This is a genomic window from Dietzia sp. B32 (genome assembly GCF_024732245.1).
Taxonomy (GTDB): Bacteria; Actinomycetota; Actinomycetes; order Mycobacteriales; family Mycobacteriaceae; genus Dietzia.
Genome location: NZ_CP093845.1, coordinates 721,399 through 734,722 on the forward strand (window position 1 = coordinate 721,399; position 13,324 = coordinate 734,722).

A 13,324-nucleotide genomic window follows, 5' to 3' on the forward strand; every position below is an offset into this window, starting at 1 on the left:
ACAGTCCTCTCCTCATTCCAACCCGCCACGTGCCACCAGTTGCGATGCGATGACGTTGCGCTGGATCTCGTTGGTCCCCTCGCCCACGATCATGAGCGGGGCGTCGCGGAAGTACCGTTCGATGTCGTACTCCGTCGAGTACCCGTAGCCACCGTGGATCCGGACCGCGTCGAGCGCGATCTCCATCCCCACCTCGGAGGCGAAGAGCTTGGCCATCCCCGCCTCCATGTCGCACCGCTGCCCCGCGTCGAACTTCTCGGCGGCGAACAGGGTGAGCTGGCGTGCGGCGGTGAGCTTGGTGGCCATGTCGGCCAGGCGGTGTCCGATGGCCTGGTGCTTCCAGATGGGTTGCCCGAAGGATTCGCGCTGCTGCGCGTACGCGAGGGAGTCCTCCAGCGCGGCGGCCGCGACGCCCAGCGCGCGGCTCGCCACCTGGATACGCCCGGTCTCCAGGCCCTTCATCATCTGCGCGAACCCCTTACCCGGTTCTCCTCCCAGGATCCGGGAGGCGGGGGTGCGGTAGCCGTCGAAGGACAGCTCACACGTCTCGACGCCCTTGTACCCGAGCTTGGACAGGTCCTCGGAGACCGTAAGACCGGGCCCGTGCTCGACCAGGACGATCGAGATCCCCCTGTGCTTCGGCAGCGCCGACGGGTCGGTCTTGCACAACAGGGCGATGAGGCCGGAGCGTCGCGCGTTGGAGATCCACGTCTTGGCACCGGTGATCACGAGCTCGTCACCCTCGGCCGTCGCGGTGGTGGTCATCGCCTGGAGGTCGGAGCCCCCGCCGGGTTCCGTCAGCGCCATGGTCGCCCGGATCTCGCCGGTCGCCAGCCGGGGGAGGTAGGTGGCCTTCTGCTCCTCGGTGCCGAACCCGCTGAGCAGTGAGGCGACCACGGTGTGCCCGCCCATGGCGCCGGCGAGCGACATCCACCCGCGGGCCAGCTCCTCGGTGACGCGGACGTAGCACGGCATCGAGACCGGCGTCCCCCCGAACTCCTCGGGCACCGCCAGACCGTAGATGCCGATCGCCTTCATCTGCTCGATCCAGCGTTCGGGGTACTCGTTCGCGTGTTCCATCTCGCGCACGTACGGCGTGACGTCGCGATCGATGAACTGACGCACGGTCGCGACCAGGTAGGCCTCGTCATCGTTCAGGTCCGGCATCGCAGAACACCTCGTCGTCGTCTCCATCCGCCGGTCAGGCGGGCTCCGGACCTCATCGTCGCAACCGCGTGCCCAATAGTCAATAATCATGCGCATGGTTTTGTGTAGTGTGTCAGCGGACGCCGGCGCGGGCTCGCGACGCACGCCACCCGGGCCGGAAGGAGGCCGCGATGACCGAGAACCCCACCCCGCAGGGGCCCGTCGTGGAGATCGGCGGCCCCTACTTCGACCAGCTCGAGGTGGGACAGGTCTTCGACGAGGCCCCCTCGGTCACCCTCACCGACGGGTTGGCGGCCGCGCACCAGGCCATCCTCGGTGACCGCCTGCGCCTGCCGCTGGACCGCCACCTGTCCCACGCGGTCACCGGCGCCGCTGTGGCACACCCCGGGCTGGTGACCGACATCGCGATCGGCCAGTCCACCGTGGTGACCCACCACGTCCGGGCGAACCTCTTCTACCGGGGCCTGCGTCTCCTGGCGGCTCCCCGGATCGGTGACACCCTGACGACGAGGACCGAGGTGGTGGGACTCAGGACCAACTCCCCCAGGCCCGGCCGCGCCCCCACCGGGCTGGTCGCCCTCCGGATCACGACGACCGACCAGGACGGCCGGGCCGTCCTGGACTTCCACCGGTGCGCGATGCTGCCGATGTCCGGGGGCGTGGACCCCACGTCCTGCGTCCACGACGACGACCTCTCGCGCATCGGCGGCGGGCACGAGCGCCCGTGGGCGACGCCGCAGGGCTGGAACCTCGACGCCTACCGCGCCGCGCTCCCCGGCGGACCACCGTCGATCCCCGCGGCCGGCACCGTCCTGCGACCGGGCGCCGACGTGGTGTCGGGTGCACCCGAGTTGGCGCGGCTGACCATGAACGTCGCCCGAACCCATCACGACGGCCGCGTCTCGGGCTCCGGCCGGCTGGTCTACGGCGGCCACACCATCGGACTCGCGCTCTCGCAGGCCACCCGGGCCCTGCCGTCCATGCTCACGGTGCTCGGGTGGCACTCGTGCGACCACGTGGGTCCGGTCCGCGAGGGCGACACCCTGAGCAGCGACGTCGTGGTGGGCGCGGCGGTGGAGGCGGCAGGAGGTGGGACGGCGCTCGACCTGCGGTCGCTCGTCACCGCGCACCGGCAGGACGGCGACGCGCCCGTCCTGGACTGGACCTACACCGTGCTCATGCCCTGAGACGGGAGACGGAGATAATGGTGGCCATGAGTTCAGGCAGCGGCGGGGTCCGCCCGGCGGTAGGCCGACCCAAGAAGACGGCTTTGCTCGTGGCCCAACAGATCGTCGAGGACATCTCCCGCCGCGGGAACACCGTCGGCGACCGGCTGCCGCCCGAGCACCTCATGCTGGAGGAGTACGGGGTCGGCCGCGGCACCCTCCGGGAATCGCTCCGCTACCTGGAGCTCCAGGGCGTCATCATGCTCAAGCCCGGCCCGGGCGGCGGCCCCATCGTGCAGCAACCCGACGGCGGCACCCTCGCCGCCACCCTGAGCCTGCTCCTGCAGTTCGAGAACGCCCCGTTCTCGACGATCATGGAGGCCCGCGCCGCCCTCGAGCCGGGTATCGCGCGGCTGGCCACCACCCGCATCGACGACGCCGGCCTGGAGCGACTCGCGGAGAACCTCCGGGAGACCCGGGCACGGTCGGCCGACCCGGCAGCCTTCTCCGCGCACTCGGAACGCTTCCACGAGCTCATCGCCTGGAGTTCCGGAAACGCCCTCTTCGGCTACCTCTTCGACGCGCTGACGGGCCTCATCGCCGGGGCCTCGATGGGGATCAGCTACCCGAAGCGCCAACGCGAGCTGACCTGCGACATCCATGAGGACATCTACGCCGCGATCGCCGATCGCGACGCGGACACCGCCTCCCGGTTGATGTCCGTGCACATCGACGAGCACACCACGTACCTCGAGAAGCGGTTCCGGTCCGAACTCGCCCAGCCGATCCGCTGGGACCTCGCCTGAGCGCACGGCATCGCACGGCCCGCGGTCCGGGCACTCAGATGTGCCGCCCTCCCGTGATCTCCAGGACGGTGCCGGTCATGTAACTGGACATGTCGCTGGCGAGGAACAGCACCACCTGCGCGACCTCGCTCGGCTCGGCTGCGCGCCCCATGGGGATCTCGGCCAACTTCTCCTCCCAGACGTGCTCGGGCATGGCCAGTGTCATGGCGGTGCGGATGAGCCCCGGCTGGACCGCGTTGACGCGCACCCCCGCGAACGCCACCTCCTTGGCCGCCGCCTTGGTGAGCCCCACGATCCCGGCCTTGGCTGCGGAGTAGTTGGTCTGGCCGACGAGACCGACCTTGCCGGAGATCGACGAGATGTTGACGATCGCCCCTCCCCCGTGCCCGCGCATCCGGCCGGCGGCGGCGCGGGTGCCGTTCCACGTCCCCTTGAGGTGGATGGCGATGATGTCGTCGAACTGCTGCTCTGTCATCTTGCGCATGGTCGCGTCACGGGTGACGCCGGCGTTGTTGACGAACACCCCCAGCGGCCCGAACGCCTCCTCGGCCACGTCGATCATCGCCTCGACCGCCGCCCCGTCCCGGACGTCGCAGTGGACGTAGCGCGCGGAGTCCTGCCCGCCCAGGTCGGCGACGGCCGCGGCGCCCGCCTCGTCGTCGATGTCGCCGATCATCACCCGCGCGCCCTGGTCGATGAACGTCCGGGCGATCTCCAACCCGATGCCGCGAGCGGCCCCGGTGACGACTGCGGTCTTACCCTCGAGCAGGCCCATGGTGTGTGTCCTCTTCTCGTGTGTCGTGGTCGGTGGTGTTCCCGAGTGCTCCGTCACGCCGGAGTTCCGCCAGGATCGCATCGGTGTGCTGCCCCAGCGCGGGGACGGGCCCCATCGGCAGCTCTACCTCGGTGAAGGTCATCGGCGGGAGCAGGCCGCGGACCGGGCCCCCGGGCGTCTCGACGTCCCGCCACCGGTCCCGCGCCTCGAGCTGCGGGTGGTCGACCAGCCCGGCGACGTCGTTGAGCCGGGCGGCGGGGACGCCGAACTCGTCGAGCCGGTCGGCCAGCTCCACCGAGTCGAACCCCCTGGTCAGGGACCCGATCAGCGCGTCCACCTCGGCTCTCCGGGCGACGCGGGCGATGTTGGTGGCGTACCTCTCGTCGTCGACCAGCTCCGGCCGCCCCAACACGTCGCGCACCAGTGCGGCCCACCCCCGGTCGTTCTGGACGCCGATCAGCACCTGCCCGTCGCGGGTCGGGAACGCGTCGTACGGGCAGATCGACGCGTGGGACAGTCCCATCCGCTCGACCTGCCTCCCCGCATACATCCGGGTGTACATGGGGTGGCCCATCCACTCGGCGGTGGCCTCGAACATGGACACCTCGACGGTGGCCCCGCGCCCGGTCCGTTCCCGCCGGAAGAGCGCAGACTGGATCGCCGACAGGGCGTACATCCCGGTCGCGATGTCGGACACCGGCACCCCGGTCTTGGTGGCGGACTCGGGGGTGCCGGTGATCGAGCACAGCCCGGCCTCGGCCTGCACGAGCATGTCGTAGGCCTTGCGGCCCGAGTACGGGCCGGTGTCGCCGTAGCCGGAGATGGTGACGACGACGAGGTCGTCCCGCCGCTCGCGCAGTGCGGTCGCCCCGAGTCCCAACCGGTCCATCGCCCCGGGGGCCAGATTGCTGATCACCACGTCCGCCCGGTCGGCCAGGGCCAACGCGGTCTGCCTGCCGCCCGGCGAGGCGAGATCCAGTTCGATCGACTCCTTGCCCCGGCCCAGCCACACGAAGTGGGAGGCCAGCCCGTGCACGGCGTCGTCGTAGGCGCGGGCGAAGTCGCCCTCCCCCGGGCGTTCGATCTTGATGACCCGCGCCCCCAGGTCGGCCAGGTGCCGGGTCGCCAGCGGCGCGGCGACGGCCTGCTCCACGGCGAGAACGGTGATCCCCGCCAGCGGCAGGGGCTCGCCGGTCACCGGGAGCCCGCGTCCCGCATCGCGCTCCTCACTAGGCCACCGCCGATGATGAGGCGCTGGATCTCGCTCGTGCCCTCGTACAGTCGGAGCAGCCGGACGTCGCGGTAGATCCGCTCCACCGCCACGCCCCGCATGTAGCCCGTGCCGCCGTGGATCTGGACCGCCTTGTCCGCGACGTCGGCGACCATCTCGGTGCAGTACAGCTTGGCCACCGAGGGGGCGATCCGTCGGTCCTCGCCGGAGACGTACTTGGCGGCGGCCTCGCGGACGAGGGCCCGCCCCGCCATGACGCCGGTCTGCTGGTCGGCGAGCATCCCCTGGACCAGTTGGAACCCGCCGATGGCCTCGCCACCCTGGGTGGTGGTCGCCGCGAAGGCGAGCGACTCGTCGAGCGCCCGCTGCGCCGATCCCACGGCGACGGCGGCGATGTGGATGCGGCCGCGGGCCAGCGAGGTCATCGCCGCCCGGTACCCGGCGTCCTCGTCGCCCCCCACCAGGGCGGTGGCGGGTACGCGCACACCCCGGAAGTCCACCTCGGCGGTCCACGCGCCCTCCTGCCCCATTTTCTTGTCCCTGGGGCCGACACTCACGCCCGGGGCGTCCGCCGGGACGAGGAACACGGCGATCCCCGTCCCGCCGGCATCGGCGGGACGGGTACGTGCGAACACGATGAACAGATCCGCCAGCGGGGCGTTGGTGATGAAGCGCTTGGTGCCGTCGATGATCCAGTCACCGCCCTCACTGCCCGCACCGCCGTCTCGCACGGCCTTCGTGGTCAGCCCGGCGGGGTTCGAGCCGGCGCCGTCCTCGGTCAGGGCGAACGAGGCGATGACCTCGCCGGAGGCGATCCGCTCGAGCCATTCAGCCTTCTGGGCGTCGGTGCCGAAGTTCACGAGAACCTGGCCGGCGATCCCGTTGTTGGTTCCGAACAACGACCTCATGGCCAGCGTCGTGTAGCCGAATTCCATCGCCAACTCGACATCCTGGGTCAGGTCGAGGCCCAACCCGCCCCACTGCTGTGGGATCGCGTACCCGAACAAGCCCATGTCGGCCAGGTCTGCACGGATGTCGTCGGGGACCGCGTCGGTGTCGGCGATCTCCTGCTCGCGGGGTACGACCATCGTGCGGATGTACTCACGCGTGGTCGCGAGGATGGCCGCGAAGTCTTCCGCGTCGACCTCCGTGTCGCTCTCCGTGTCTGTGTCGACCACGGGGGTCGCGCTGCTCGGCTGCTCGCTCATGGTCTCGCCCCTGTCCGCCGGCGATGGGTGTCGCGGAACACATTTCCACGCTGTATGCTTCAAACTATTATCAGGATTTGCACCGCGGGGCAACTGGCCCGCCGCCCCACCGGGAGCCGTTGATGACAGAGCCCTCCGCGTCCCGACCGCTGGACGGGATCCGCGTCGTCGAGCTCTCGAGCTTCGTCGCCTCACCCCTCTGCGGACTCACGCTCGCGCAACTCGGCGCCGAGGTCATCCGGGTCGACCCGGTGGGTGGTGCCGCGGACGTGAACCGGTGGCCCCTGGCGCCCGGCGGGACGTCGATCTACTGGACCGGGCTCAACCGGGGCAAGGCGTCGGTCACCCTCGACCTGCGCTCCGACGACGGCCGGCGGGCATTCCGCGAGCTCGTCACCGCGCCCGGCGAGGGCGGGGGGATCCTCGTGACGAACTCGGGAGGTCGGAGCTGGATGAGTCACGACGTCCTGGCCGCCGAGCGCGAGGACGTCATCACCCTCGAACTGCTCGGCCGCCGCGACGGCCGGCCCGGGGTGGATTACACGGTCAACGCCGCCCTGGGCTTCCCCTCGATCACCGGCCCGGCCGAGGGCGGGACCGTCGTCAACCATGTCCTGCCGGCCTGGGACGTGGCCGCCGGACTGCACGCGGCGCTGGCCGTGGTGGCGGCCGTCCGCGAGCGCGAACGCACCGGCCGCGGGCGGCGGATCGTGCTCCCCCTCGACGACGTCGCCCTGGCCACCGCGGGGACGCTCGGGTACCTGACCGAACCCCAGCTCGACGGGTCGTCGCGCCCCGCGGTGGGCAATCACGTCTACGGGACGTTCGGCACGGATTTCACCACCCGCGACGGCGGTCGGTTCATGATCGTCGCCCTGACCACCCGGCACTTCCACGACCTGGCTCGCCTCACAGGCACCCGGGAGGCCGTCGACGCGCTCGAGACCGCGACCGGCGCCGACTTCACCGAAGAGGGCGACCGCTACTCCTATCGCGAGGTCCTCGCCGCACTGTTCGCCCGCTGGTTTTCCGCCCGGAGCACCGACGAGGTCGCGCGCGCCCTCGCCGACTCGGTGGTGCTCCACGAGCGATACCGCACGTTCGCCGAGGTCGTCTCGGAGGGCGAGCTCGAGACCAACCCCCTCTTCTCCCGCCTCGACCAACCCGGCATCGGCCCCTATCTGGCCGCCGCGTACCCGGCGACGTTCGACGGGGACCACCTCGGCACCGGCCCGGCGCCCTCCCTCGGCGCGGGCAACGACCGACTCACCCCGGGAGGACGATCCGGATGACCCACGAACCCACCGCCCGCGAGGACGTTCCCGTCTACCTCACGGAGGACCGGCTCGCGATCCGGGACCTCGCCCGGGACTTCACCGCCAGGGAGGTCCTCCCGGTCGCGAACCGCCTGGACCCGGAGAAGGGCGACATCCCGGACGAGCTACGGCAGAAGATGGCCGACATGGGCTTCTTCGGGATCATGATCGACGAGGAGCACGGCGGCCTGGGACTGGGAGTCTTCGAGTACTGCCTGGTCGCCGAGGAGCTGGCCCGGGGGTGGCTGTCCGTGTCGGGTCTGCTCGCCCGGGGCAACGGCATGGGCGGCGGGTTCACCGCCGAGCAGCAGGCCCGCCTGCTCCCCCGCGTCGCCCGTGGCGAGTGGCTGGGCGCCTACGCGCTGTCGGAGGCCGAGGCGGGGTCCGACGTCGCCAACATCTCGTGCCGCGCCGTCCGCGACGGCGACGAATGGGTCATCAAGGGCACCAAGATGTGGTGCACGTACGCAGACCGGGCCGACTACCTCGTCCTGTTCGCCCGCACCGATCCGGACCGCGACCCGGACAAGCCGTACCGGGGCATCTCGACCTTCCTGGTGGAGAAGGAGCGCGGCTCCTTTCCCGCCGGTATCACCGGCACTCCGGTCCGCAAGATCGGCTACTTCGGGTGGCAGACCTGGGAGCTGTCCTTCGACGACTTCCGGATCCCCGCCGACGCGCTGCTCGGCGAGGAGGGCAGGGGCTTCTACATGGCGGTGTCCGGGCTCGAGGTCGGCCGGGCGCACACCGCGGCCCGCGCCATCGGTCTGGCCCGGGCGGCGCTGGAGGACTCGATCGCCTACGTCGCCACCCGCGAGCAGTTCGGCCGCCCGATCGGCGAGTTCCAGTACCTGCGCTTCGAGATCGCCAAGATGGCGGCCGACATCGAGGCGGCGCGCCAGCTCATGTACTCCGTCGCCACCGCGATCGACTCGGGCCGCCGCTGTTCGCTCGAGGCCGCCATGTGCAAGCTCGTGGCCACCGAGATGGCCGAGCGGGTGACCTCGCAGGGCGTCCAGATCCACGGCGGGGCCGGCTACACCACCGACTTCCAGGTGGAACGGCACTGGCGGGACGCCCGCCTCACCCGCATCTTCGAGGGCACCAGCGAGATCCAGATGCGGATCATCTCGGACGAGCTCCTCGGCCGCTGACGACTGCGTACAGTCGGCACCATGAGAGCTGCGGTGTGTGTGGAGACCGGGTCCCCGCTGGTGATCGAGGACATCCCGATCCCCGAACCGCGAGCGGGTGAGGTGCTGGTCCACAACCACGCCTGCGGGGTCTGCCACACCGACCTGCACGTGATGAAGGGCGAGGTCGGATTCCCGCTGCCGGGGGTCCTGGGCCACGAGATCTCGGGCGTCGTCGCCGAGGTCGGCCCCGGGGTCACCCACGTCCGCCCCGGCGACCGGGTGGTCGGCTCGTTCATCATGCCGTGTGGATCGTGCGAGAACTGTGCCCGCGGGATGGAGGACATCTGCTCGACGTTCTTCGAGTACAACCGTCTGCGCGGCACCCTGTACGACGGCGAGACCCGCCTGCACCGGGCCTCCGGCGAACCACTCTCCATGTACTCGATGGGCGGGCTGGCCGAGTACAGCGTCACGCCCGCCACCGCGGTGTTCGCCCTCCCCGAGCAGCTCGACCTCACCGATTCCGCCATCCTCGGCTGCTCGATGTTCACCGCCTACGGCGCGGTCCGCAACGTGGGCGACGTCCGGACCGGGGAATCCGTCGCGGTGGTGGCGGTAGGTGGGGTCGGTCAGAACATCGTCCAGCTGTCGGCGGTCAGTGGCGCCGAATCGGTCATCGCCATCGATGTGGACGACGACAAGCTCGCCCTCGCCCGCCGCATGGGTGCCACCCACACCGTCAACTCGCGGGCGGTCGACGCGACCGAGGCGATCATGGAGATCACCGGCGGTCGCGGGGTGGACGTCGCCTTCGAGGCCCTGGGGTCGGCGGCCACCACCCGGCAGGCGACCGACATCGCCCGCGAGGGCGGCCGGGTCGTCGTCGTGGGGATCCCACCCGCGGGCACCTCGCTGGACGTGGACCTGGCCCGCATCGTGCGTCGCAAGATCCAGATCAAGGGGTCCTACGGGGCCCGCGCCCGGCAGGACGTGCCGGCGCTCGTGCGCCTGCTGGCCGCGGGGAAGCTCGACCTGGGCGGGATGATCTCCCGGCGCGTCCCGCTCTCGGCGGCACCGGAGACCTATGAGGCGCTGGATCGCGGCGAGGTGCTCGGCCGGGCGGTCGTCCTCACCGGGGAGTAGCCACCGAACACCGCGACCCCCGGCCTCCGTGAGGGAGGTCGGGGGTCGCGGCGGGTGATCCGGCTCGGATCAGAGCAACTCGATGATGGTGGCGTTGGCCTGGCCGCCGCCCTCACACATCGTCTGCAGGCCGTACTTGATGCCCTCGTTCTTCATGTGATGGACGAGGTCGGCGAAGATCCGGGCGCCGGAGCCGCCGAGCGGGTGCCCGAGCGCGATGGCGCCACCGTTGGGGTTGAGCTTCGCCGGGTCCGCCCCGGTCTCGGCGAGCCACGCCATCGGCACGGACGCGAACGCCTCGTTGACCTCGTACACCCCGATGTCGTCGATCGACAGTCCGGCCTTGGCCAGTGTCTTGGCCGTGGCGGGGATCGGCGCGGTGAGCATGATGACCGGATCGTCGCCGGCGAGCGTTGCGGTGTGCACCCGTGCGATCGGGGTGCAGCCGTACTTGGCGGCCGCCTCCTCGCTCATCACGAGGATCGCCGCGGCGCCGTCCGAGATCTGCGAGGCATTGCCGGCGTGGATGACGCCGTCTTCCTTGAACGGGGTCTTCAGTCCGGCCAGCCCCTCGACGGTGCTGCCGCGGCGGATGCCCTGGTCGGTGTCGAAGACGCCGTCCGGGGTGGTCACCGGCACGATGTGCCCGGCGAAGAAGCCGGCGTCCTGCGCGGCGGCGGCCTTCTCGTGCGACGCCACGGCGAACTCGTCGAGCTGGGTGCGCGTGAAGCCCCACCGCTCGGCGATCATCTCTGCACCGACGCCCTGGTTGGGGGCGGTGCCGTCGTAGCGGTCGAGGAACGACTGCCCGTACGGGAACGACTCGGAGGAGACGTGCGAGCCCATCGGCACCCGCGTCATCGACTCGACGCCGCCGGCCACCACGACATCGTGATACCCGGACTCGACCACGGCCACCGCGAAGCTCAGCGCCTGCTGCGACGAGCCACACTGCCGGTCGATCGTCACGCCGGTGACCGTCTCCGGCCACCCCGCCGACAGGGCGGCGGTCCGGGCGATGTCCCCGGCCTGCTCGCCTGCCTGGGTGACACAGCCCCAGATGACGTCCTCGACGATCGAACCGTCGATCCCGGCGCGCTCGGCCAGCGCCTTGAGAACGGTCCCCGACAGATCGGCGGGATGCACCCCGGCCAGTCCACCCTTGCGCTTGCCCACCGCGCTGCGCACGGCCTCCACGATCACTGCACCCATGTGCGTGTTCCTCTCTTGAACGGTGAGTATCCGGTCCGGGAAGACCGGGTGTTGTCAGTGTTGCGCATCACGCTCAGCCGATGTACGGCGGCGTCCGCTTGAGCTCGCCCCGCGCGATGGTGCGGCGGTGGACGGCGTCCGGGCCGTCGACGATCCGCAGCGCACGCGCCCAGGCGTAGAAGTACGCCAGCGGGGTGTCACCGGAGACGCCGGCCCCGCCGAAGATCTCGATGGCCCGGTCGATCACCGCGCAGGCGACCTGCGGGGCGATCACCTTGATGGCGGAGATCTCGAACCGCGCCTCCTTGGCGCCGACGGTGTCGATCATCCACGCGCAGTGCTGGACCTGCAGGCGGGCCTGGTCGATCTCGATCCGCGAGTTGGCGATGTGCTCCTGCACCACGCCCTGGCTGGCCAGCGACCCGCCGAACGCGTGCCGGGACTTGGCGCGGTCGACCATGAGCGCCAGCGCCCGCTCCGCCATGCCGATGGCGCGCATCGCGTGGTGGATGCGGCCCGGCCCGAGACGGGCCTGGGCGATCGCGAACCCGGCACCCTCCTCGCCGAGGAGGTTCGACACGGGGACCCGCACGTCGGAGAACACGATCTCGCAGTGACCGTGCTGGTCCTGGTACCCGAACAGCGGCAGGTTGCGCTCGATCGTCAGACCCGGGGTGTCCCGGGGCACGAGGACCATCGACTGCTGCCGGTGGGTCTCCGCGGACTCATCGGTCTTGCCCATGACGATGAGGATCTCGCAGCGGGTGTCGGCGATGCCGGTGATCCACCACTTGCGACCGTTGATCACGTACTCGTCGCCCTCGCGACGGATCACGGTCTGGATGTTGGTGGCGTCCGAGGAGGCCACGTCCGGCTCGGTCATGGCGTACGCCGAGCGGATCTTGCCCTCCTTGAGCGGCTCGAGGTACTTGGCCTTCTGCTCGTCGGTGCCGAACAGGTGGAAGGTCTCCATGTTCCCGGTGTCGGGCGCCTGCGAGTTGATCGCCTCCGGGGCGATGACGGGCGACCACCCGGTGATCTCCGAGACCGCGGCGAACTCGAGGTTGGAGATCCCGGACCACTCGGGCAGGAAGAGGTTCCACAGGCCCCGGCGACGGGCCTCGGCCTTGAGGTCCTCCATGACCGGCGGGTAGGCGTTGTCGCCGTGCTCGCGCAGGTACTCGGCCCAGACGGGCTCGGCGGGGAAGACGTGCTCCCGCATGAACTCCCACATGTTCTCCTGCAGCTCGATGCTGCGCTGACTGTGAGCGAATTCCATGTCATTACTCCTGTAGAAGCGATCCGCGGCTGCCCGCCGCGGGCGGGATGAGGGAAGAGGTGCCTGCGTCAGTGCAGGGTTGGTTCAGTGCAAAGTCAGTTCAATGCATAGTCATCCCACCGTCGACCACGAGCGTGGTCCCGGTGATGAAGGACGAGGCGTCCGAGGCCAGGAACAGCAGCGCCGAGTCGAGCTCGGGCTGCAGCCCCAGCCGACCGAAGATGGTGCTGCCGGTGATGTCGGCGAGCATCTTCTCCGGGATCTCGTCGGTCATCTCGGAGGCGAAGTACCCCGGGGCCAGCGCGTTGACGCGGATGCCACGGCGGCTGCCCCACTGCGCTGCGAGGTCGCGGGTCAGTCCGAGCACGGCCGCCTTGGTCGCCGAGTACGCGGCCTGGGGGGCGAAGCCGGCGGTGAGACCCAGGACGCTCGCGACGTTGACGATGCACGCGCCCGGCTCCATGACGGCCGCGCACTCCTTGGCGGCCCAGTAGGCGCCGTTCAGGTTGACGTCGACCACGCTGCGGAACTGCTCGGGGGTCTCCTTGAGAGCGGGCACGGCGGTGCCGATGCCCGCGTTGTTGACCAGCACGTCGATGCGCCCGTGGGCGTCCATCGCCGCGCGGACCATCGCCGCACACGATTCGGGGTCCGCGACGTCGCAGGCCACGGTGGTCGCCACCGCCCCGGTCGCACGGAGCTCCTCGGCGAGGGCGTCGAGGCGCTCACGGCGCCGGGCGGCCAGGACGACCGTGGCACCGGCCGAGGACAGGGCCCGCGCGAAACCGGCCCCGAGCCCGGAGGAGGCGCCCGTGATCACCACGACGCGGCCGTCCAGCCGGAAGCGGTCGAGCACGGGCAGCGCCGACTGCGGTCCGGTCCGGG

General features: G+C 70.7%; 12 protein-coding genes. 5 read left to right on the plus strand and 7 right to left on the minus strand.

Features of this window, described 5'->3' with window-relative positions; translation table 11 throughout:
* Positions 1-12 precede the first annotated feature (12 nt).
* Complete coding sequence (locus L8M95_RS03455) at positions 13-1,167, minus strand: acyl-CoA dehydrogenase family protein (RefSeq protein WP_260487969.1); 1,155 nt, start codon at positions 1,165-1,167, stop codon at positions 13-15.
* 170 nt (positions 1,168-1,337) lie between these two features.
* Between L8M95_RS03455 and L8M95_RS03460 the strand changes: the two genes are divergently transcribed.
* The gene (locus L8M95_RS03460) at positions 1,338-2,354 is read left to right on the plus strand and encodes a MaoC family dehydratase (protein ID WP_260487970.1); all 1,017 of its coding nucleotides are present in this window, start codon (positions 1,338-1,340) and stop codon (positions 2,352-2,354) included.
* Between the two features lie 26 nt (positions 2,355-2,380).
* Positions 2,381-3,139 (plus strand): FadR/GntR family transcriptional regulator, encoded by a 759-nt coding sequence (locus L8M95_RS03465; RefSeq protein ID WP_206472509.1) that lies wholly within the window; start codon positions 2,381-2,383, stop codon positions 3,137-3,139.
* A 34-nt stretch (positions 3,140-3,173) separates the two neighbouring features.
* Here the strand turns inward: L8M95_RS03465 and fabG are convergent, their stop codons facing one another.
* Genes fabG through L8M95_RS03480 form a run of 3 tightly spaced genes read right to left on the minus strand, consistent with a single transcriptional unit; the run spans position 3,174 to position 6,353 of the window.
* The gene (gene fabG, locus L8M95_RS03470) at positions 3,174-3,914 is read right to left on the minus strand and encodes a 3-oxoacyl-ACP reductase FabG (RefSeq protein WP_260487974.1); all 741 of its coding nucleotides are present in this window, start codon (positions 3,912-3,914) and stop codon (positions 3,174-3,176) included.
* A complete protein-coding gene (locus tag L8M95_RS03475) occupies positions 3,895-5,112 on the minus strand; it encodes a CaiB/BaiF CoA-transferase family protein (protein ID WP_260487976.1) in 1,218 nt (405 codons plus the stop codon). Before L8M95_RS03475 ends, fabG begins: the two co-directional genes overlap by 20 nt.
* Positions 5,109-6,353, minus strand: a complete 1,245-nt coding sequence (locus L8M95_RS03480; RefSeq protein WP_260487978.1) for an acyl-CoA dehydrogenase family protein — start codon at positions 6,351-6,353, stop codon at positions 5,109-5,111. Before L8M95_RS03480 ends, L8M95_RS03475 begins: the two co-directional genes overlap by 4 nt.
* A 122-nt stretch (positions 6,354-6,475) precedes the next feature.
* Here L8M95_RS03480 and L8M95_RS03485 point away from each other — a divergent pair, with 122 nt between their 5' ends.
* Genes L8M95_RS03485 through L8M95_RS03495 form a run of 3 tightly spaced genes read left to right on the plus strand, consistent with a single transcriptional unit; the run spans position 6,476 to position 9,948 of the window.
* Positions 6,476-7,645, plus strand: a complete 1,170-nt coding sequence (locus L8M95_RS03485) for a CoA transferase (protein ID WP_260487980.1) — start codon at positions 6,476-6,478, stop codon at positions 7,643-7,645.
* Positions 7,642-8,823, plus strand: coding sequence for an acyl-CoA dehydrogenase family protein (locus tag L8M95_RS03490; protein ID WP_260487982.1), 1,182 nt, complete (start codon positions 7,642-7,644; stop codon positions 8,821-8,823). The genes L8M95_RS03485 and L8M95_RS03490 overlap by 4 nt, the downstream gene beginning before the upstream one ends.
* Positions 8,824-8,844: 21 nt before the next feature.
* Entirely contained in the window at positions 8,845-9,948 is a 1,104-nt protein-coding gene (locus tag L8M95_RS03495) for a zinc-binding dehydrogenase (protein WP_260487984.1), read from the plus strand.
* A 69-nt stretch (positions 9,949-10,017) separates the two neighbouring features.
* On the opposite strand, the gene L8M95_RS03500 is transcribed toward L8M95_RS03495, so the two are convergent.
* From L8M95_RS03500 to L8M95_RS03510, 3 genes are all read right to left on the minus strand, one after another.
* Positions 10,018-11,160: a thiolase family protein gene (locus L8M95_RS03500; protein WP_260487986.1), complete on the minus strand. Its 1,143-nt coding sequence runs from the start codon at positions 11,158-11,160 to the stop codon at positions 10,018-10,020.
* Between the two features lie 73 nt (positions 11,161-11,233).
* Positions 11,234-12,439, minus strand: a complete 1,206-nt coding sequence (locus L8M95_RS03505) for an acyl-CoA dehydrogenase family protein (RefSeq protein ID WP_260487988.1) — start codon at positions 12,437-12,439, stop codon at positions 11,234-11,236.
* Between the two features lie 100 nt (positions 12,440-12,539).
* Positions 12,540-13,301 carry an SDR family NAD(P)-dependent oxidoreductase gene (locus tag L8M95_RS03510; protein WP_260489145.1) on the minus strand — a complete coding sequence of 254 codons (762 nt, stop codon included), beginning with the start codon at positions 13,299-13,301 and terminating at the stop codon, positions 12,540-12,542.
* Positions 13,302-13,324: the final 23 nt, after the last annotated feature.

What these genes read in the sequence shown, in the direction of transcription:
- L8M95_RS03455 (WP_260487969.1), bottom strand. Translation starts at nt 1,167, where the DNA reads ATGCCGGACCTGAACGATGACGAGGCCTACCTGGTCGCGACCGTGCGT.
- L8M95_RS03460 (WP_260487970.1), top strand. Translation starts at nt 1,338, where the DNA reads ATGACCGAGAACCCCACCCCGCAGGGGCCCGTCGTGGAGATCGGCGGC.
- L8M95_RS03465 (WP_206472509.1), top strand. Translation starts at nt 2,381, where the DNA reads ATGAGTTCAGGCAGCGGCGGGGTCCGCCCGGCGGTAGGCCGACCCAAG.
- fabG (WP_260487974.1), bottom strand. Translation starts at nt 3,914, where the DNA reads ATGGGCCTGCTCGAGGGTAAGACCGCAGTCGTCACCGGGGCCGCTCGC.
- L8M95_RS03480 (WP_260487978.1), bottom strand. Translation starts at nt 6,353, where the DNA reads ATGAGCGAGCAGCCGAGCAGCGCGACCCCCGTGGTCGACACAGACACG.
- L8M95_RS03485 (WP_260487980.1), top strand. Translation starts at nt 6,476, where the DNA reads ATGACAGAGCCCTCCGCGTCCCGACCGCTGGACGGGATCCGCGTCGTC.
- L8M95_RS03490 (WP_260487982.1), top strand. Translation starts at nt 7,642, where the DNA reads ATGACCCACGAACCCACCGCCCGCGAGGACGTTCCCGTCTACCTCACG.
- L8M95_RS03495 (WP_260487984.1), top strand. Translation starts at nt 8,845, where the DNA reads ATGAGAGCTGCGGTGTGTGTGGAGACCGGGTCCCCGCTGGTGATCGAG.
- L8M95_RS03500 (WP_260487986.1), bottom strand. Translation starts at nt 11,160, where the DNA reads ATGGGTGCAGTGATCGTGGAGGCCGTGCGCAGCGCGGTGGGCAAGCGC.
- L8M95_RS03505 (WP_260487988.1), bottom strand. Translation starts at nt 12,439, where the DNA reads ATGGAATTCGCTCACAGTCAGCGCAGCATCGAGCTGCAGGAGAACATG.